Genomic DNA, 18,259 nt, shown 5'->3' with positions numbered 1-18,259 from the left:
AGCTTTCTTTATTTTATAGTATTCGTAATTAGAACTTTTAAATCTTATACGGCATAATAGCAATCTATAAAGGGGACTTGATATGAAAGAACTTTATATAAAACAGAAGGTATTCAGTCTAAGCGGCAAGTTTACGGTGAAAGATCAGCAGGGAAATGATGTTTATTTCGTTGAGGGCAGTTTTATGAAGGTTCCAAAGACCTTCTCCATCCATAACAATACAGGGAGTGAAGTTGCACTCATTACGAAAAAAGTGTTCAGCTTTTTGCCAAAGTTTATGGTTGAGGTAGATGGTCGAGAGGTGTTAACGATTAAGAAGGAGTTTTCCTTCTTTAAGGCACGCTATACGATTGATGCGGCTGGTATTGAAGTAAATGGCAACTGGTGGGACATGAACTTTGAGGTGTACCAGCATGGTGAAGTCGCAGGGAAAGTGAGCAAGGAATGGTTCACTTGGGGCGATAGCTATAAGGTACAAGTATGGAACGAAGAGATGGAGACAATCATTCTTGCGCTTGTTATTGCAATTGATTGTGTGAAGGCAGATCAAGCAGCCGCTTCCTCGGTTGTGTCGAATTAATATTCATTAAATGTCATATAATATTATTTATAGTAATCCAAAGGCTAAGGTTGAATAGACATTTTGATATGTTAAAATGGAAAACATCTGTAATAAATAATGCAAAGAGGATGAACTTTTTCATGAAGCAAAATAAGAAGAAATTTTCCAGTGTATTTACGTATGCTTCCATAATTGTCGGAGTGCTAGTACTATTTGGAGCAGTTTTTCCAAACCAGTTCGGTAAAGTCTCCAGTGGTGTTGGTGCATGGATTACGGAGACTTTTGGCTGGTATTATATGACAGTCTTCACCTTAATTTTACTCTTTTTTATATTTTTGGGATTTAGCCCAATTGGTAAACTCAAATTGGGTAAACCACACGATAAACCTGAGTTTAAAACGATATCATGGTTAACCATGTTGTTTAGTGCTGGTATGGGAATTGGCTTAGTTTTTTATGGTTCAGCCGAACCCATCTCACATTACCTGGCACCACCAACTGCTGATGCTGAAACGAAAGCTGCTTTAGCTGAAGCAATGCGATCAACTTTTTTTCATTATGGATTCCACCCGTGGGCAGTATACGGTATTGTAGCACTTGCATTGGCTTATTCCCAGTTTAGAAAGGGTGAGCTTGGTTTAATCTCGAAAACATTACGACCTGTTTTAGGAGATAAAGTAGATGGTCCAATCGGAAATGTTGTCGATGTGTTATCGGTATTCGCCACAATTATTGGTGTAGCAGTTTCATTAGGGATAGGAGCAATGCAAATTAATGGGGGATTGAACTACCTCTTTGGTATCCCAAACAATCAGCTAGTCCAAGGTATTATTATTGCCATTGTTACTGTGTTGTTCTTATATAGTGCTTGGAGTGGATTAAGTAAGGGAATTCAATATTTAAGTAATTTAAATATGCTGTTAGCAGGATTATTGTTTGTTGCTGTTTTAATTTTGGGTCCAACTTTACTTATTTTCAATATGATGACAAGTGCCACTGGTGATTACTTAAACACATTATTATACAATAGCTTGGATGTAGCACCATTAAACGAGCAAAAACATGAGTGGATGCAGTCTTGGACGATATATTATTGGGGATGGTGGATGAGTTGGAGTCCATTTGTAGGTATATTTATTGCAAGGATTTCACGAGGGCGATCAATCCGGGAATTTGTCCTTGCGGTATTATTTGTTCCCACTATCGTGAGTATATTTTGGTTTAGCGCATTTGGTCTAACAGGGGTGGAAGTAGGTCTAAATGTACCAGCAATATTTGAAATGCCACCTGAAACGCAGTTGTTTGGGATTCTCAATGAACTTCCTTTAAGTGTCATTTTATCTGTTGTTGCTTTGATACTTATAGCATCATTTTTTATTACCTCAGCAGATTCCGCAACATTTGTTTTAGGTATGCAAACTAGTTTTGGAACGTTAAGTCCTGCTGGTTTTGTAAAAATTGTGTGGGGATTAGCGCTATCAGCAATCGCATATGTACTGCTGTTATCAGGGGGAGAAACCGGTTTAAATGCATTACAATCTGCATCCATAATTTCGGCCTTGCCATTTAGTGTAGTGGTGATTTTGATGGCTGTAGCATTCTATAAAGATGCCAATCAGGAAAGGAAATACTTAGGTTTGACACTTAAACCGGATAAAAAAAGAATGAAGGAATATAGTGATAAAGCAAAATCCAATAGAGAACTGAGATAAAAAAGCGTGACTGTTGCATTCTGTTTTTAAGTACAATTAATTCCTCAAAAATCAAATTAAACAGCCATATTTTTAACCCCGTTTTAAATAAAACGGGGTTATGTCTTGTGTTTGCGGTTTTAAAATGAACTTTAGAGTCACAAGTCATATTATATATGAAGCAAGCTCCTGCTTTTCATGATGGGATAAGTCAATATGAAAAAATGGGATCGTGCTATTCTTTTCAGCATGGACTAGTTAGATGAGTTTTTATAATCTTGACAAAACAGACCACAAAATATAACATAAAAATGTAATCGATTACATAAAAGACAGGTGATTATATGGTAACCATACAGGAAGTGGCGAAAAAGGCAGGTGTTTCTACCGCTACTGTTTCAAGGGTACTCAATAACAGGGAAACGGTTAGAGAAAAGACGAGAGTACGAGTGGAGCAAGCTATCCAAGAATTAAATTATGAGCCGAGTGCGCTTGGTCGCAATCTCAGGAACTCTGAAAGCAGGCTGCTTCTTGTTTTGATTCCCAGTATTTCGAATCCATTTTACACGGAAATCATTAATGGGATTGAGGATACAGCGATTAGCAAGGGATATAACATTCTGCTTTGTGAAACAGATTCTAATCCAGCAAGAGAAGCAATTTATTTTAATATGGTGCGGAACCGACTTGCAGACGGGATTATTCTAATGGACCCGACTGTCAATCGAAAGAATCTGTATGACCTTGCAAGCAGGCATCCAATTGTGCAATGCAGTGAATTTGATGAAGAGGGGGAGATTTCCTACGTAACCATTGATAATGAGCTTGCTGCTTATCAGGCGGTTAAACACTTGATTAAATTAGGGAATAGAAGAGTTGCTTTAATTAATACAGATGAGAAGTACTTGTATGCCCGTGAACGCAGAAGGGGCTATGAAAAAGCCTTACATGAGTTTGGTTTGCCAATTGAGTCTAAATGGATGCGAGAAACGGAGCAGCTTGGATTTGAAGGCGGGCAGCAGGCGATGCGTTCTTTATTGAATGAAGCGGATAAGCCAAATGCTGTTTTTTCGGTATCTGATGTGCTTGCGATTGGTGCAATGAAAGAAATTCAGCTGCAGGGCTTGAAGGTACCGGATGATATTGCTGTGATTGGATTTGACAAGATCAGCTTTTCCAACATGACGAACCCGACACTCACAACAATTGCCCAGCCGATGTACAAAATGGGCAGCATTTCTGCGAATATGATTATCAATAAAATTAGAGGAAAAGATGTGGAAAGCCTAATATTGGATCATGAATTGATTATTAGAGAGTCTACATAATGAAAAGTGAGGTGTATGAATATGCCTAATCAAATTGCTATTGTCACAGGCGTAAGTCATAAGCACGGGATTGGTGCGGCCACGTGTCTGGAGCTTGCAAAAGCAGGGGTGGATCTATTTTTTACCTATTGGCAATCAGACAGTGGATGGCCTGAAACATTCCAAAGGGAGATTCAAGAGCTGGGGGTGAAGTGCGCCCATGCTGAAATTGATTTATCCGAACCTGAAGCATACCTCCAGGTTATTCAAGGTGCCGAAAATGCGCTGGGAGTACCTTCGATATTAGTTAATAATGCCGCTTATTCCACTAGAGACGGATATGAAAAACTTCAAGTAGCAGAGATGGATGCGCATTATGCGGTAAACATCAGAGCTGCAATGATGCTTTCTGCAGCGTTTGCAAAGAGTTTTAAGAAAGCAGGATATCATGCAGGAAGCATCATTAATTTGACTTCTGGACAGGCGCAAGGTCCGATGGTCGAAGAACTTGCCTATGTAGCCACAAAAGGAGCTATTTCTGCTTTTACGCTTTCCTTATCTGCAGAGCTGGGATCGCTTGGTATTACAGTTAATGCCGTCAATCCCGGACCGACCAATACAGGCTGGATGTCAGAGGAATTGAAGCAAGCACTATTGCCGAAATTTATACTGGGGCGCATTGGAGAAGCGAAGGACGCTGCAAGGCTTATTGCGTTTTTGGCAAGTAAGGAAGCTGCGTGGATTACGGGACAGGTTATCAATTCCGAAGGCGGATTCTTGAGACAATAATACGGATGTTTCGAAAAAATAATTCTATAAATAGGATTGACATCAAAAATAATTATCGTATAATATAACCAAATGTAATCGATTTCATTTTCAAGAATATTCCTTAAATATATCTTGGATTGAAATCGGCATTAAAAAAAGGGGGCATTACATTGAAGTTTTCAAAGTTAGCACTTAGCAGTATGTTGTTAATCGCTCTGGTTTTCTTTTTAGTAGCTTGTAATTCAGATTCATCGGAACAAGACAATAACGATGAATCCGATACATCAGGCGCGAATGGTGAACAAGCATCAGAAGGCAGTGAAGAAGAACCGGTTACCATTGTGTATGCGCGAGGGGTAGATACAACACCGGGTACAGAAGCAGTAATCAAAGCATTCGAGGAAAAGTTTCCGCACATAAAAGTGGAGCAGCGTGAAATGCCTGCAGATACAGGCCAATCCCATGACCAATATGTGACACTTTTAAGCTCTCAAAGTTCGGAGATTGATGTTTTCAACGCTGATGTAATCTGGCCGGCAGAATTTGCTCAGGCTAACTACGTGCTGGAGCTGGATCGCTTTATCGAAAAGGATGGAATCAACATGGATGATTACTTCCCGGGGACAGTTGCAGCAGCGAACTTTAATGGAAAGCAATGGGCAATGCCACAGTACACAGATGCCGGTGTTTTTTACTACCGTACAGATATTGTGGACCAGCCCCCAGCAACATGGGATGAATTGATCGAAATGGCAAGCGAGCTGAAAGGGGAAAACGGCACAGAATATGGCTACCTCATGCAGGCCGCACAATATGAAGGCTTGATTACAAATGCCATTGAATTTATCGCTTCTTATGGCGGTGAAGTAGTGGATGAAAATAATAATGTTGTCGTTGACAGCCCGGAAACAATCAAAGCACTCGATAAGATGAAGGAGATTGTAACATCTGATTTTGTACCAGAGAATATCGTGAACTTCATGGAAATTGAAACAGAGAATGCTTGGATTGAAGGGAATGCTGTTTTTGCTAGAAACTGGCCGTATATGATGGCTTCTTCTAATGATGAAGAGAGATCTGAAATCGTTGATAATGTCGAAATGTCCAGACTTCCAGCAGGTGATGAAGGTACTGCAGCATCACTTGGCGGATGGATGACAATGATCAATCGATATTCGGAGCATCCAGAAGCGGCATGGGAGTTTGTGAAATTCATTTCGGGACCAGAAGGACAAAAAATTAGTGCCCTTGAGGGTGGACGTGCTCCAACATTAAGCGCATTGTATGACGATCCAGAAGTACAGGGTGTCAGTTCATTATTCGCAAACCCTGAGTTCAGGGAAGTATTACAGTCTGCAGTTCCTAGACCGGTATCACCTATTTACCCGGAAGTTTCCGATATTATGCAAATTGAAATTTCAAAAGTATTGACAGGTGACCAGACCTCCGAAGAAGCTGCAAAGAATATGCAGGAAAAGATTGAAGCGGCGATGGCTGAATAGATTCTAAGTTAGTCAAAATAGCAGGATGGGCATATACTCATCTTGCTATTCTTATAATAGTGCGTGTGCAAAAAGGAGGATGAAAAGGACCGAGAAGTTCGAGGCGGCGTAGCTTTGAGTACCGGAGCGTATGCAATTAATACGTGAGGAACGGAAAAGCAAGCTAACGAAGAAATTCGAAGCGTCATTTTCACCGGACTTTTTGAACAACCTCTAATAGGGTCAGAAAGCCAGCTTAATAACGAGGAGGTTAAACATGAAAAACAAGAAAAGGCGCAGCTTTCAACTAAGTGAGAAACAGCTAGGGTATGCTATGGTCATCCCGTCCCTTGTTCTAGTAATGGTTGTCGTACTATGGCCGGTTGCACAGTCCTTTTACAATAGCTTATTTGACTATAGGCTGAATGATCCCTCTCGTTCCCAGCTCATGCTTAGTGCAACGATTGATCTGGAACGATACGTGGATAATCAATTTTACATAGGGAGTCAGCTTGATAGTTTATTAGAAAGTGCTGAAAATGAAGCGGATGCTGAAACGGTAAAGGGAATTCAACAGGATGTTGAAAACTATCACGCTGAGCTAATCAGTGATGAAACGATTAAGACAAAGGTAGAAGAGATCGATGAGTTATTAGCGAGTTTTACGCCAGTAAGAGATTCTGAGTTAAAATATTCTAAGGTAGATAATGCGTTTGCCGAAGCGTATCAGGGTGCGCTGGAATCTCATGCTGCAGCACTTGCTGATATAGCAGCTTCAAGCAGTGACGATACGTCAGGACAGCAGTTCCAGCAAGCCTCTGAGTTGCTCGCATCAACAGCAGGCAATATATTAAACTCAAACTTTATCGGATTGGATAACTATGGGAAGTACATGAAGGATCAGCGAATGTGGAAAGCGATGGGAAATACCGCATTTTTCACAGTCATTTCCGTGGCATTTGAATTGGTGCTTGGTCTGGCAATTGCTCTCCTTATCAACCGAGCATTTAAAGGAAGAGGAATCATCCGTGCAACGGTATTAATTCCGTGGGCTATTCCGACTGCGGTGGCAGCGATGATGTGGGGATTTCTGTATGACGGACAGTCGGGGATTATCGCACACTATTTGGAAGCGCTTAATCTGATTACTGGATCATCTTGGCTATTGACCACATCGGATGGCGGCATGTTTTCCATCATCCTTGCAGATGTCTGGAAAACAACACCATACATGGCACTATTACTGCTCGCAGGTCTGCAGACAATCCCGCAATCCTTGTATGAAGCATCAAGTGTAGATGGAGCCAACAGATTTCAGCAATTCTGGAGTATCACATTGCCACTTCTGAAATCATCGATCTTAGTTGCATTATTATTCAGAACGCTGGATGCATTCCGAGTATTTGACTTGATTTATGTATTGACAGGCGGAGGTCCTGCAAACGCAACGGAGTCAATTTCCGTTTATGCCTACAAAACATTATTCGCCCAGCAGAATTTCGGGGAAGGGTCTGTCCTTTCTGTCATTGTATTTATCAGTGTAGCCATCATTAGTTTATTGTATGTGAAATTAATCGGTTCTGATCTATTTGATGGTCGTACGAAATGAGGAGGGGTATAAATGAATAAACGCGGTGGAATAGGATTTTATCTGTTTCTGATCATCTTTGTTTTTCTTGTGATGTTTCCCTTCATCTGGGTATTTTTAACATCCATTAAGCCGCCAAGAGAGATATTCTCATCTTTCAGCTGGTTTACAAGCAATCCTTCATTGGACTCCTATGAAGCAGCGCTGACAAATCGACCACTGGTGCGATATATGATTAACAGCTTTGCGGTATCTGCTTTAACAACCATTTTATCACTGGTGTTTGCATCGTTTACGGCATATGCAGTTACGAGATTGCCGATTAAAGGAAAAGGCTTGATCCTGGGATTGGTGCTTGCTGCATCGATGTTCCCGCAAATCGCCATCATTTCACCAATGTTCAATCTGGTAACAGATCTTGGTTTGCGCAATAGCTATATGGGACTCGTTATCCCTTATATTACGATCAGTCTTCCATTGGCAATCTGGATTCTGGCAACCTTTTTCAAAAAGATTCCATATGAGCTGGAGGAGTCTGCCAAGCTGGATGGAGCAAGTCCATTCCAGACATTCCGGAAGATTATCCTGCCATTAGCAGCACCTGGAATTTTTACAACCGGAATCCTAGTGTTTATCGCAGCTTGGAATGAATATTTATTCGCATTGACTATTAACAGTGATGATGCATGGAGAACCGTTCCTGTTGGGATTTCGATGTACCAAAGTCAATATTCCATCCCATGGGGGGATATTTCGGCAGCAACGGTTATTGTGACGATTCCAATCGTTATTTTGGTATTGTTTTTCCAAAAACGAATTGTTTCTGGTTTGACATCTGGATCGGTTAAAGAATAATTCATAGAAAATGAGGTTGATTTGATATGAGAGAAAAGTTGAAAGTTGGAATAATCGGCTGTGGGGCAATTGCGGTGGAAAAGCACCTCAAGAGTCTCCAAAAAATCAGCCAGGTTGAGGTTGCAGCCTTTTGCAATCGAAATATTGAAAAAGCAAAGTCAGTCGCAAAAGAATTCGGAACAGCAGATGCAAAAGTCTATTCGGATTACAGGGAACTACTAATGGATGAAAGCCTTGATGTTGTTCACGTTTGCACACCGAATGTGTCCCATCCGGAAATTACAATAGCTGCGCTTGAAGCTGGGAAGCATGTGATGTGTGAAAAACCGATGGCAAAGACGTCAGAGGAAGCAAAGCAAATGCTTGCAGCTGCTAAAAGAAGCGGAAAAAAGCTGTCAATCGGCTATAACAACCGCTTCCGCTCGGACAGCCAGTACTTGCATCAAGCCGTATCACGGGGTGACCTGGGCGAGATTTATTATGCAAAAGCACACGCAATCCGAAGAAGAGCTGTTCCTACATGGGGTGTGTTTTTGGATGAAGAAAAGCAGGGAGGCGGTCCGCTTATCGATATCGGAACACATGCCCTCGATCTGACGTTATGGATGATGGATAATTATCAACCACAATCGGTGATGGGCTCTGTCTTTCATAAGCTTGGAAAACAAAAAGACGCTGCAAATGCGTTTGGCCCTTGGGATCCAGATGAATTCAAGGTAGAGGATTCTGCGTTTGGTTTTATAAAAATGCAAAATGGCGCGACCATTGTTTTAGAGTCAAGCTGGGCATTGAATTCACTCGATGTGGATGAGGCAAAATGCTCCTTAAGCGGAACCAAGGGAGGCGCTGATATGAAGAATGGTCTTCGGATACATGGCGAAGACCTCGGTAAATTATACACGACAAATGTCGAACTGGATCCTGGTGGTGTCGCTTTTTTTGAAGGAGAAACAGAAAGTGAAGCAGATCTCGAGATGCGTTTGTGGATTGAATGTATTTTGCATGATACAGAGCCGGTTGTGAAGCCGGAGGAAGCAATGGTGGTTACACAGATTTTAGAGGCAATCTATGAATCTGCGAGAACTGGCAAGGCAGTATATTTTGATTAAGATAGCCCTTGAAACTGGATAAATACGATAAAAATTGGAGTGAACAAAATGAAAGTAACCGTATGGAATGAATATCGACATGAGCAGGAAGACACAGCAGTTGCAGCGGTTTATCCGCATGGCATCCACGAAACAATTGCAGCTTTTATAAAAGAAGCTGGTCATGAAACAAAAACAGCTGTACTCGATGAGCCGGAGCATGGCTTGACAGAAGAAGTGCTGGCCGAAACAGATGTGCTCGTATGGTGGGGGCATAAGGCCCATGAAGAAGTAAGCGAGGAAGTTGCAGAGAGAGTGAAGCAACGTGTGCTGGATGGTATGGGTCTCGTTGTACTCCACTCGGCGCATTTTTCCAAGGTGTTCAAAAAGCTGATGGGCACTGGTTGTGATTTGAAATGGCGCGAGGCGGGTGAGAAAGAACGGCTCTGGGCTGTGGATCCGACACATCCAATAACAGAGGGACTTGGGGAATACATCGAGCTTGAAAAAGAAGAAATGTATGGGGAACATTTTGATATCCCAACCCCTGATGAATTGATTTTCATCAGCTGGTTTGAGGGGGGAGAGGTGTTCCGGAGCGGGGCAACCTTTAAACGTGGTCGTGGCAAGATCTTTTATTTCCGTCCGGGACATGAAACCTATCCAACCTACCATAACAAGGAAATCCAGAAAGTAATCCAAAATGGCGTGAAATGGGCTGCAAATACCAATACACCAAAGCATGTATATGGCAACAGACAGCCACTTGAGAAATTATCGAAATAGGGGTGACAGCAGATGGCAGCAGCAAAAGAAGAAGCAGAGAGTATGATTAAGGCAGCAAAGAAAAGCGATAAAAAATTAATGAGGTGCAATTCGAAAAATCAGCAATTTGAAGGAGTGATACGATGAAAAAATTACGAATGGGAATCATCGGTGCTGGGGGGATTGCCCAAGGAAGGCACATCCCTGCCTTCCTAGAATTACAGGATAAGGTTGAACTGACAGCAGTCCATGATATGAACCAGCAGCGTGCCAGTGAGGTGGCCGAAAAATATGACATTCCATATGTGTTCGAGAATTACTATGATTTATTCAAAGAAGTAGATGCAGTAGCGATTTGTACACCAAATAAATTCCACTCTGATATTTCGGTAGCGGCACTGGAAGCAGGCGTGCATGTGCTATGTGAAAAGCCGATGGCAATTACGACTGCGGAATGTGAAAGGATGGTCGAAGCCTCTAAAAAATCAGGGAAACTCCTTTTAATTGGCTATCACTATCGTTATACAGAGGCTGGCCAGCTAGCCAAAAGAGCAGTGATGAATAATGAAATAGGCGATCCGCTTGTGGTAAGGGTTCAGGCATTAAGAAGACGAAAGGTTCCCGGCTGGGGAGTTTTTACAAACAAAGACCTGCAGGGCGGTGGAAGCTTAATCGATTTTGGCTGTCACATGCTTGATTTAGCGATCTGGCTGCTTGGTGAACAGGAACCTGTGGAATTGATGGGAACAACATATAACCGATTAAGCAAATCCCCGAACCAGATTAACGACTGGGGAATTTTTGATCATCAAACATTTGAAGTGGATGATCATGTTTCGGCCTATATTACGTTTGAAAATGGCATTTCTCTTCAATTCGAATGCTCATGGGCTGCGAATATAAAAGAAGATAAAATTCATCTCAGCCTATCTGGATCGGACGGTGGTTTGAATGTGTACCCATTTGAACTATACCAGCCGAAGCTTGGCAAGATGATGGAAAGCACTGCCGAAGCGAAGCATGATGAAACTGCTGCAGGACTTGCCCAGGCTAAAAATTTTGTTGAAAGCTGTCTTGGTGAAGCGGAATTAGTTGTGAAACCTGAAGAAGCGATGAAGGTTTCCAAAATTATTGAAGCGATTTATAGAAGCAGTGAGACGAGATCAAGTGTTAATTTTAGATGAGACATGTTAGAAGGCGGTATCGGGGGGGGCTATCCGTCGACTGCCGTGGGCGTGAAATTAAATAAACAATCTTGCGGAGGGGCGGAGAGAATATGAAGCTTGGCGTATTCACCGTATTATTTCAGGATAAACCATTAGAAGAAATGCTGGATTATGTAAAGCAAGCTGGTGTAGATGCAGTGGAAATTGGCACTGGCGGGAACCCAGGTAATGCACATTGTGATATTGATGTACTTTTAAACAGTGAAGATAAGCGCAAGGAATACTTGGATAAGATTCATTCTCGTGGGTTAACAATCAGTGCATTCAGCTGCCATGACAACCCTGTGTCACCAGACAAAAAGCATGCACAGGACTCACATGAAATTTTTATCAAAACGGTTCGTTTGGCAGAGTTGATGGATGTTCCAGTTGTGAATACATTTTCCGGAACGCCGGGTTCCAATGAGGATTCCACCTATCCAAACTGGCCAGTAACACCTTGGCCAACAGCATATTCGGATATTCTGGAATGGCAATGGGAGAAAAAATTAATTCCATATTGGAAAAAGCAAGGGCAGTTTGCGAAGGATCATGGTGTAAAAGTGGGACTGGAGCTGCACGCAGGCTTTCTTGTGCATACGCCATACACGATGCTTAAACTAAGAGAAGCGACAAATGATGCCATTGGGGCAAACCTGGACCCGAGCCATTTATGGTGGCAGGGGATTGATCCAGTTGCAGCAATCAAGATCCTTGGAAAAGAAAATGCGATCCATCATTTCCATGCAAAAGACACCTATATTGATTGGGATAATGTAAACATGTATGGTCTGACTGACATGCAGCCGTATTCCAATGTGCAGACACGCGCTTGGACATTCCGCAGTGTCGGGTATGGACACAGCGCGCAGGAATGGTCCAATATTATCAGTGCTTTAAGGACATATGGTTATGATTATGTGGTGAGTATTGAACATGAGGACCCGCTGATGTCTGTGGACGAGGGATTTCAAGCTGCTGTAGGAAATTTGAAAGATGTATTGATTCGAGAGAGGCCTGTTGATATGTGGTGGGCTTGAGGTTGGGAGAGCTAGGTACTTGTTATGGTACCTGGCTCTTTATTTGCTTATTTTTAGGGTTAGTGAAGAAAAGCGCGGAGAGTTATAAAAGCACACTTGAATAACATAGATGTTCATGAATAGTTGTGGGCAATCAAATTCAAATCCTCTCTTACGAAAGCGGTTTCTATAATGCAGTAAATAATTTGTGTTTAATAGCACAGAATTCTTATCTTTTATTAAAAATAGCTTAACTGAAATCTGAAATCTTGGTAATTTTGTTAAAAATTTTCTAAAAATATATTGATTTATATATTTTTAGGTACTATAATGATTTTTGTAAGCGTTTACTTATTATTTTTTTAAAGTTGGAGGAAACCGATTTCGTAAATTGAAATCCATTTTAAGGAGGTTTTCATTTCTAGAATGAACTGAGTACGTTTGAAAAAAATCAAAATAATTATTATTGGGGGTTGTACGCATGAAAGGAATTAGAAAAATTGCTGTTCTTGGATTAGCGACATTGCTTGCATTTCTTCTAGCAGCTTGCAGTGGAAGTGATGACGGAGGCACAAATGATGCTAGTGGAGAAAAGGGAGAAATCACGTTGGATTTTTGGACATTTGGTGCAACTGGATATGAAGAGTTGGTAAAAGAATACGAGAAGGAAAATCCAAATATAAAAATTAAAGTAAAGTCGTCTGAAACAGCGGACCACCATGATGCACTCTTTACTTCCTTATCGGCTGGAAGCGGCGCACCGGATATCGCAATGCTTGAGATTGATCAATTTGACCGTTTTAAGGTAGCTCAGGATCGTTTCGAGAATTTATATGATCTAGGTGCGAATGATGTGAAGGATCAGTATTTGGAATGGAAATGGCAAAGTGGAGAAAATGTGGATGGAGATTTCTTGTTCGGGCTTCCAACAGATATCGGCCCTAAAGCATTGTACTACCGCACAGACTTGTTTGAACAAGCTGGACTCCCAACGGATCCGGAAGAGGTGGCTGCTTTAATTGATTCACCAGAAGCATTTGAAGAAGTTGGTTTACAAGTGACAGAAGAAACTGGAATGCCCTTTGTAGATAGTATCGAAATGGCATTTAGAGCTTATTTGGATGCTGCAGAAACTGCTTATTTGACTCCCGAAAATGAATTAAATCTTGGAGGAGACAGCGAAGTGAAAAAGGCATATGACTATGCTGTTCATCTAAATGATCTAGGATTAGTAGGTAAATATGAAATGTGGAGTCCAGAGTGGGCTAATGCCGTTAATAAGGGCGAGTTTGCAGCAGAACTAGGTGCAGGCTGGTTAAAAGGCTGGATGGAAGGAAATGCTCCAGAAGCTGTTGGCAAATGGAACGTGGCAACATTACCAACTGAGTTTGCAGCTAACTGGGGTGGTTCATACATCGCGGTTCCAAGTGAAACAGAACATGCACAAGAGGCTTATGATTTTATTGAATGGCTCGTATCATCCGAAAATCAATTAAAATCATTCCAAAGCCATGGATTATTCCCTTCTGCACAATCTGTTTATGAGGAGGAAGCATTTAAGACAAATGAAGATGAATTCTTCGGTGGTCAAGCAACAGCTCCAGTATTCGCTGAAGCGGCCCAAGACATTACTGGTATTGGATACAAAGGTGAAAAATACTTTCCAGTCCATAACGAGATATTGAATGCCCTGAAAAATGTCCAAAACAAAGGTGCAGACCCAGAAAAAGAGTGGGATGCAGCTGTGAAGCGTGCTGAGGATCTAATGAAACGCTAATCTGCAAAACTTGTAAGCAAGTAATCTATATGGTCGGCTTAACATTTGGATTTTTAGCCCCAAAAAGGTAAGCCGACTACCTTTCTTAACGCGTTTTTTGTAACCTTGTGAACGGTGAATAACATAAGATATGAGCGCCTAAGGGCACCGTACTACTTTGAAATGGAAAAGAGGCGTGAAAATGAATTCTATTCGTAAGAAAGAACCTATATTTAAAAAGAAGAGATTTAGGTCTGAAGAAAAAAAAGACATGATTTCAGGATATTTATATATAGCGCCTTTCTTCATAATTTTTACACTTATAGGCTTATATCCCGCACTTTTTAGTTTTTACTTAGCTTTCCAGAAATGGAACGGCTTAAGTCCAATGACCTTTAATGGTTTTGGTAATTTCCAACTCGTGTTAACGGATCCATTGTTTTGGAAGTCCGTATACAACACCATTATTATGGGGGTTATGGGCACTGCTCCCCAATTAATTGTCGGTCTTATTTTAGCCTACTTACTGAATATGGCTTTTCTCAAGTTTAAAAGTTTCTTCCGGGTTACGATATTTATGCCTTATTTAACCTCAATGGTTGCCGTAGCCCTGATTTTTAGTGTGTTATTCAGTAATCATGAATCTTCGCTTGCCAATTATGTATTAACCCATTTATTTGGACTTGACCCAATTTCCTGGGCTGCATCTGAATGGGGGACAAAAATTGCGATTTCGATGATGGTATTCTGGAGATGGGTCGGGTACAACACGATTATATATTTAGCAGGAATCCAAAGTATTCCTAATGATTTATATGAAGCAGCGACAGTCGATGGTGCCAATAAGTTTCAACAGCTATGGTATATTACGATTCCGATGATGAAGCCATTTATCATCCTGACCGTATTTACATCAACAGTTGGGGCGATGCAGTTATTCTCTGAGCCAACTGTATTCTTAGGGGCTGATGCCTTTACAAGGGACGAAGCGATGACGATTGTCATGTACCTGTACCGGGATGCCTTTAGATTACAGTCGTTTGGAACAGCTTCCGCAACAGCAATTATTCTGTTGGTCATCATTACGTTATTTGCTGTGATTAATTTACGATTAGTTCAAGGCTTTGGAAGGAAAAAGAGAGGTGTTCAGAAATGAGTAATCAAATCCAAAAGCATCGAAAAAAATTATCCATTGGCAGCATAGTCGTTTACTCGTTTTTATGCATTGCTTCAATCCTTTCTCTTTTTCCTTTTTATTGGATGTTTGTAATGGCGACACGGCCAAGTGCTGCCTATAATACAATACCACCAACACTTACACCAGGAAATATGCTGGTTGAAAATTTTAATAAGGTATTAAATCAAATTGATTTCTTTGGTGGGATGTGGAATTCGTTTGTACTGTGTGTGGTCGTTACGATTGTCGTTCTGTTCATTAGTTCATTAGCAGGCTTTGCTTTTGCGAAGTTTAAATTCCCAGGAAAAAACATCCTTTTTGTTGCAATTCTAGTAACGATGATTATCCCGCCACAGTTAGGGTTAATTCCACAATACTTTTTAATTTCGAAAGCAGGACTTCTAGACACTTTAGCGGGAGTCATGATTTTATCCTTTTTAAATCCTTTAGGGATATTTTTGATGCGACAATATATTTCGGGAGCGGTTCCAGATGAATTAATAGAAGCAGCGAAATTAGATGGGTGTTCAAACTTCCGAATCTACTGGAGAATTGTTTTACCAATCATCTTACCGGCATTCGCGACACTTGGAATCATTGTCTTTACTGCGGTATGGGGAGAATTCCTATGGCAGTTTACGGTTCTAAGAGATCCGGATAGCTATACAATTCAAGTTGCATTGGCACAGTTGAGCAATACGAATAATATCGATTTCGGCATGATTTTATCTGGAGTATTCTGGGCTACCGTTCCGTTATTAATCATTTTCTTATTATTTAATCGCTTATTTATTTCTAGTATTACAGAGGGATCTGTAAAATCATGAGTTTTTCCTGCCTGGCTATTGTTTCACTCTATAAATCTTAGTAATCTAACAGTAGGAAAGACATTTAGCAAGGATTAGAGGAGATAATACGATGGGCTTAACGATAAAGGACATTGCACAAATGACAGGGGTTTCACAAGCGACTGTATCAAAAGTAATAAATAATTATAAGGGAATTAGTGAGGAAACAAAGAACAAAGTCATGACAGTTATTAACGAAATGGGTTACGCACCTAATTTTTCCGCTCGCTCACTGGCAACTAAAAAATCAAACCTCATCGGTCTTATTTATGCTGGTAAGATCAATGTTGACATGACGCATCCATATTTCAATGAAGTTATTTCAACCTTTAAGAAGAATATTGGATTACTAGGCTATGATATTTTAATGTTTTCCAATGAACATTTTTTGCAAGATAAAGGAAGTTATTTAGCCAGATGCAAGCATTTTAACGTAGATGGCTGTTTGATTATTGCTGGTGAGGAAGTAGAGGATGCTACGTTTGAACTTGCGGAAAGTGGTTTCCCTTGTATTGGGATTGATATTGAGTTAAAGGGCCCTAGAGCAAGCTATGTCATGACGGATAATGTGAATTTATCAAGAAAAGTAGTCGAATATTTTTATCTGAGTTCCCTTCGGAAGATCGGATATATTGGTGGGATGCGTGATTCGGTCATTTCTAATTTCAGGTTAAGAGGATTCAAAGATGCGATGAGTCAGTTTGATCTTGATGTAAGAGATGAATGGATTCAATACGGTGACTATCAAGAAGAAAGCGGTTATATCTCCATGAAGCGGATGCTTGAATTGAAGAATTATCCAGAAGCTGTTTTCGCTGCCTCAGATTTAATGGCATTAGGTGCACTAAGGGCTATTAAAGAAGCTGGATTACATGTTCCAGGCGATATCCGGGTTGTGGGATGTGATGACATTGCTGCTTGTCGTTACAGTAACCCTAAACTGACCACAGTTAAACAGGATAAGGAGAAAATCGGTAAATTATCGGCCTATATGTTAAATGATTTAATTGAGGGGAAATCGAAATTAAAGCCTGTGTTTACGGACTCAGAACTCATTGTCAGAGAGTCGTGTGGAACAAACAAAACCTTCTGGTAAATTCACCTTGGTTCATGCTTGATTTTTAAAAAAATAACAACAGGATATGTATAGGATGTTAGGAGGGTTCTTGGTGAACTATTATGCAGTTTTTGATGTTGGTGGTTCCGCAATAAAATATTCTCTTATGGATGGGGCAGGCCATTTTTTAGAAAAATCTTCTATTCCAACACCGAAAGACGGCATTGAATCTTTTGTAAATACAATTGATTCAGTGGTGAAGGAATTTCAAAAAAGTCACATACTAAGTGGCATCGCCTTAAGTATGCCTGGAGCGGTAGATGTGGAATCTGGATATATTAAAGGATTAACGGCTATTTCCTATATTCATGGACCAAATATGAAGGAACTGATCCAGGAACGAACAGAACTTCCGGTTGAACTCGAAAATGATGCGAATTGTGCGGGATTAGCAGAAGGCTGGATTGGTGCTGCCAAAGGAATTAATGACTACATTTGTATTGTTATCGGAACTGGAATTGGTGGGGCAGTAGTATTAGATAGTAAGGTTCGTCATGGCAACAGTCTTTTCAGCGGTGAATTCGGTTATATGATTCTCGAGGATTATCTGAACCAGCCAATTGGGGAGAGCTGGAGCTCGCTGGCTGCAACTCGGGGCTTGGTTATGCAGGTTGCAGGGCGAAAAAACATGGACCCAGATACGCTTGATGGCCTAACGGTGTTTAAGATGGCGGATGGGGGCGACCTAGAAGTACAGGATGAAATTGAAAAATTCATTAAACGTTTAGCAGTAGGGATTTATAACCTGCAGTATATTATTGACCCTGAAAAAATATTAATTGGTGGCGCAATTAGTAAACGTGAAGGGTTTATTGATCAAATTAATGAAAAGCTTAAGGTTATGAAACCGAGTGATGCATGTTTAGATATTCAAGTACACCTATGCCAGTTTGGCAATGACTCCAATTTAATTGGAGCACTGTATCATTTCTTACAAAGAAATCAAAATCTTCAATCCATCGAACAGCGTGAAGCTTTAAGTTGATAAGTAAACGTTAACATGAAGCGAGCAAAATAGATACATAGGAG

16 protein-coding genes are annotated in these 18,259 nt (G+C 40.8%); all 16 read left to right on the top strand.

Features of this window, described 5'->3' with window-relative positions; translation table 11 throughout:
• Positions 1-82: 82 nt before the first annotated feature.
• The 16 genes from NST46_RS06125 (at position 83) to NST46_RS06050 (ending at position 18,215) form a co-directional block, all read left to right on the top strand.
• Complete coding sequence (locus NST46_RS06125; RefSeq protein WP_095310161.1) at positions 83-580, top strand: LURP-one-related/scramblase family protein; 498 nt, start codon at positions 83-85, stop codon at positions 578-580.
• 122 nt (positions 581-702) lie between these two features.
• The gene (locus tag NST46_RS06120; protein WP_251659815.1) at positions 703-2,274 is read left to right on the top strand and encodes a BCCT family transporter; all 1,572 of its coding nucleotides are present in this window, start codon (positions 703-705) and stop codon (positions 2,272-2,274) included.
• Between the two features lie 323 nt (positions 2,275-2,597).
• Positions 2,598-3,581, top strand: coding sequence for a LacI family DNA-binding transcriptional regulator (locus NST46_RS06115; RefSeq protein ID WP_118889365.1), 984 nt, complete (start codon positions 2,598-2,600; stop codon positions 3,579-3,581).
• Between the two features lie 15 nt (positions 3,582-3,596).
• Complete coding sequence (locus NST46_RS06110) at positions 3,597-4,349, top strand: SDR family oxidoreductase (protein ID WP_095310167.1); 753 nt, start codon at positions 3,597-3,599, stop codon at positions 4,347-4,349.
• Between the two features lie 152 nt (positions 4,350-4,501).
• Positions 4,502-5,833: an ABC transporter substrate-binding protein gene (locus NST46_RS06105; protein WP_445321723.1), complete on the top strand. Its 1,332-nt coding sequence runs from the start codon at positions 4,502-4,504 to the stop codon at positions 5,831-5,833.
• 256 nt (positions 5,834-6,089) lie between these two features.
• Positions 6,090-7,421 carry a carbohydrate ABC transporter permease gene (locus NST46_RS06100; RefSeq protein WP_341136925.1) on the top strand — a complete coding sequence of 444 codons (1,332 nt, stop codon included), beginning with the start codon at positions 6,090-6,092 and terminating at the stop codon, positions 7,419-7,421.
• A gap of 12 nt (positions 7,422-7,433) precedes the next feature.
• A complete protein-coding gene (locus tag NST46_RS06095) occupies positions 7,434-8,255 on the top strand; it encodes a carbohydrate ABC transporter permease (RefSeq protein WP_095310172.1) in 822 nt (273 codons plus the stop codon).
• A 26-nt stretch (positions 8,256-8,281) separates the two neighbouring features.
• A complete protein-coding gene (locus tag NST46_RS06090) occupies positions 8,282-9,364 on the top strand; it encodes a Gfo/Idh/MocA family protein (protein ID WP_341136924.1) in 1,083 nt (360 codons plus the stop codon).
• Positions 9,365-9,412: 48 nt separating this feature from the next.
• The gene (locus NST46_RS06085; RefSeq protein WP_341136923.1) at positions 9,413-10,129 is read left to right on the top strand and encodes a ThuA domain-containing protein; all 717 of its coding nucleotides are present in this window, start codon (positions 9,413-9,415) and stop codon (positions 10,127-10,129) included.
• Between the two features lie 122 nt (positions 10,130-10,251).
• Positions 10,252-11,292 carry a Gfo/Idh/MocA family protein gene (locus tag NST46_RS06080; RefSeq protein WP_341136922.1) on the top strand — a complete coding sequence of 347 codons (1,041 nt, stop codon included), beginning with the start codon at positions 10,252-10,254 and terminating at the stop codon, positions 11,290-11,292.
• Positions 11,293-11,384: 92 nt separating this feature from the next.
• Positions 11,385-12,353 carry a sugar phosphate isomerase/epimerase family protein gene (locus NST46_RS06075; protein WP_341136921.1) on the top strand — a complete coding sequence of 323 codons (969 nt, stop codon included), beginning with the start codon at positions 11,385-11,387 and terminating at the stop codon, positions 12,351-12,353.
• A gap of 460 nt (positions 12,354-12,813) precedes the next feature.
• A complete protein-coding gene (locus NST46_RS06070) occupies positions 12,814-14,109 on the top strand; it encodes an ABC transporter substrate-binding protein (RefSeq protein ID WP_341136920.1) in 1,296 nt (431 codons plus the stop codon).
• 181 nt (positions 14,110-14,290) lie between these two features.
• Positions 14,291-15,244: a carbohydrate ABC transporter permease gene (locus NST46_RS06065; protein ID WP_340002590.1), complete on the top strand. Its 954-nt coding sequence runs from the start codon at positions 14,291-14,293 to the stop codon at positions 15,242-15,244.
• Positions 15,241-16,092 (top strand): carbohydrate ABC transporter permease, encoded by an 852-nt coding sequence (locus NST46_RS06060; protein ID WP_095310187.1) that lies wholly within the window; start codon positions 15,241-15,243, stop codon positions 16,090-16,092. The genes NST46_RS06065 and NST46_RS06060 overlap by 4 nt, the downstream gene beginning before the upstream one ends.
• Before the next feature lie 91 nt (positions 16,093-16,183).
• On the top strand, positions 16,184-17,209 hold the full coding sequence (locus NST46_RS06055) for a LacI family DNA-binding transcriptional regulator (protein ID WP_341136919.1): 1,026 nt from the start codon (positions 16,184-16,186) through the stop codon (positions 17,207-17,209).
• 73 nt (positions 17,210-17,282) lie between these two features.
• Positions 17,283-18,215: an ROK family protein gene (locus tag NST46_RS06050; protein WP_251659832.1), complete on the top strand. Its 933-nt coding sequence runs from the start codon at positions 17,283-17,285 to the stop codon at positions 18,213-18,215.
• Positions 18,216-18,259: the final 44 nt, after the last annotated feature.

It is taken from the genome of Oceanobacillus sp. FSL W7-1309, from assembly GCF_038002145.1.
Classification (GTDB): domain Bacteria; phylum Bacillota; class Bacilli; order Bacillales; family Amphibacillaceae; genus Oceanobacillus; species Oceanobacillus profundus.
Note: the sequence above shows the minus strand (reverse complement) of the source record. Positions and strands in the feature narration are given on the sequence as shown.

Bases quoted from the DNA above. Each gene is read 5' to 3' on its own strand.
- NST46_RS06125 (WP_095310161.1), top strand. From the start codon at position 83: ATGAAAGAACTTTATATAAAACAGAAGGTATTCAGTCTAAGCGGCAAG.
- NST46_RS06120 (WP_251659815.1), top strand. From the start codon at position 703: ATGAAGCAAAATAAGAAGAAATTTTCCAGTGTATTTACGTATGCTTCC.
- NST46_RS06115 (WP_118889365.1), top strand. From the start codon at position 2,598: ATGGTAACCATACAGGAAGTGGCGAAAAAGGCAGGTGTTTCTACCGCT.
- NST46_RS06110 (WP_095310167.1), top strand. From the start codon at position 3,597: ATGAATATGCCTAATCAAATTGCTATTGTCACAGGCGTAAGTCATAAG.
- NST46_RS06100 (WP_341136925.1), top strand. From the start codon at position 6,090: ATGAAAAACAAGAAAAGGCGCAGCTTTCAACTAAGTGAGAAACAGCTA.
- NST46_RS06095 (WP_095310172.1), top strand. From the start codon at position 7,434: ATGAATAAACGCGGTGGAATAGGATTTTATCTGTTTCTGATCATCTTT.
- NST46_RS06090 (WP_341136924.1), top strand. From the start codon at position 8,282: ATGAGAGAAAAGTTGAAAGTTGGAATAATCGGCTGTGGGGCAATTGCG.
- NST46_RS06085 (WP_341136923.1), top strand. From the start codon at position 9,413: ATGAAAGTAACCGTATGGAATGAATATCGACATGAGCAGGAAGACACA.
- NST46_RS06080 (WP_341136922.1), top strand. From the start codon at position 10,252: ATGAAAAAATTACGAATGGGAATCATCGGTGCTGGGGGGATTGCCCAA.
- NST46_RS06075 (WP_341136921.1), top strand. From the start codon at position 11,385: ATGAAGCTTGGCGTATTCACCGTATTATTTCAGGATAAACCATTAGAA.
- NST46_RS06070 (WP_341136920.1), top strand. From the start codon at position 12,814: ATGAAAGGAATTAGAAAAATTGCTGTTCTTGGATTAGCGACATTGCTT.
- NST46_RS06065 (WP_340002590.1), top strand. From the start codon at position 14,291: ATGAATTCTATTCGTAAGAAAGAACCTATATTTAAAAAGAAGAGATTT.
- NST46_RS06060 (WP_095310187.1), top strand. From the start codon at position 15,241: ATGAGTAATCAAATCCAAAAGCATCGAAAAAAATTATCCATTGGCAGC.
- NST46_RS06055 (WP_341136919.1), top strand. From the start codon at position 16,184: ATGGGCTTAACGATAAAGGACATTGCACAAATGACAGGGGTTTCACAA.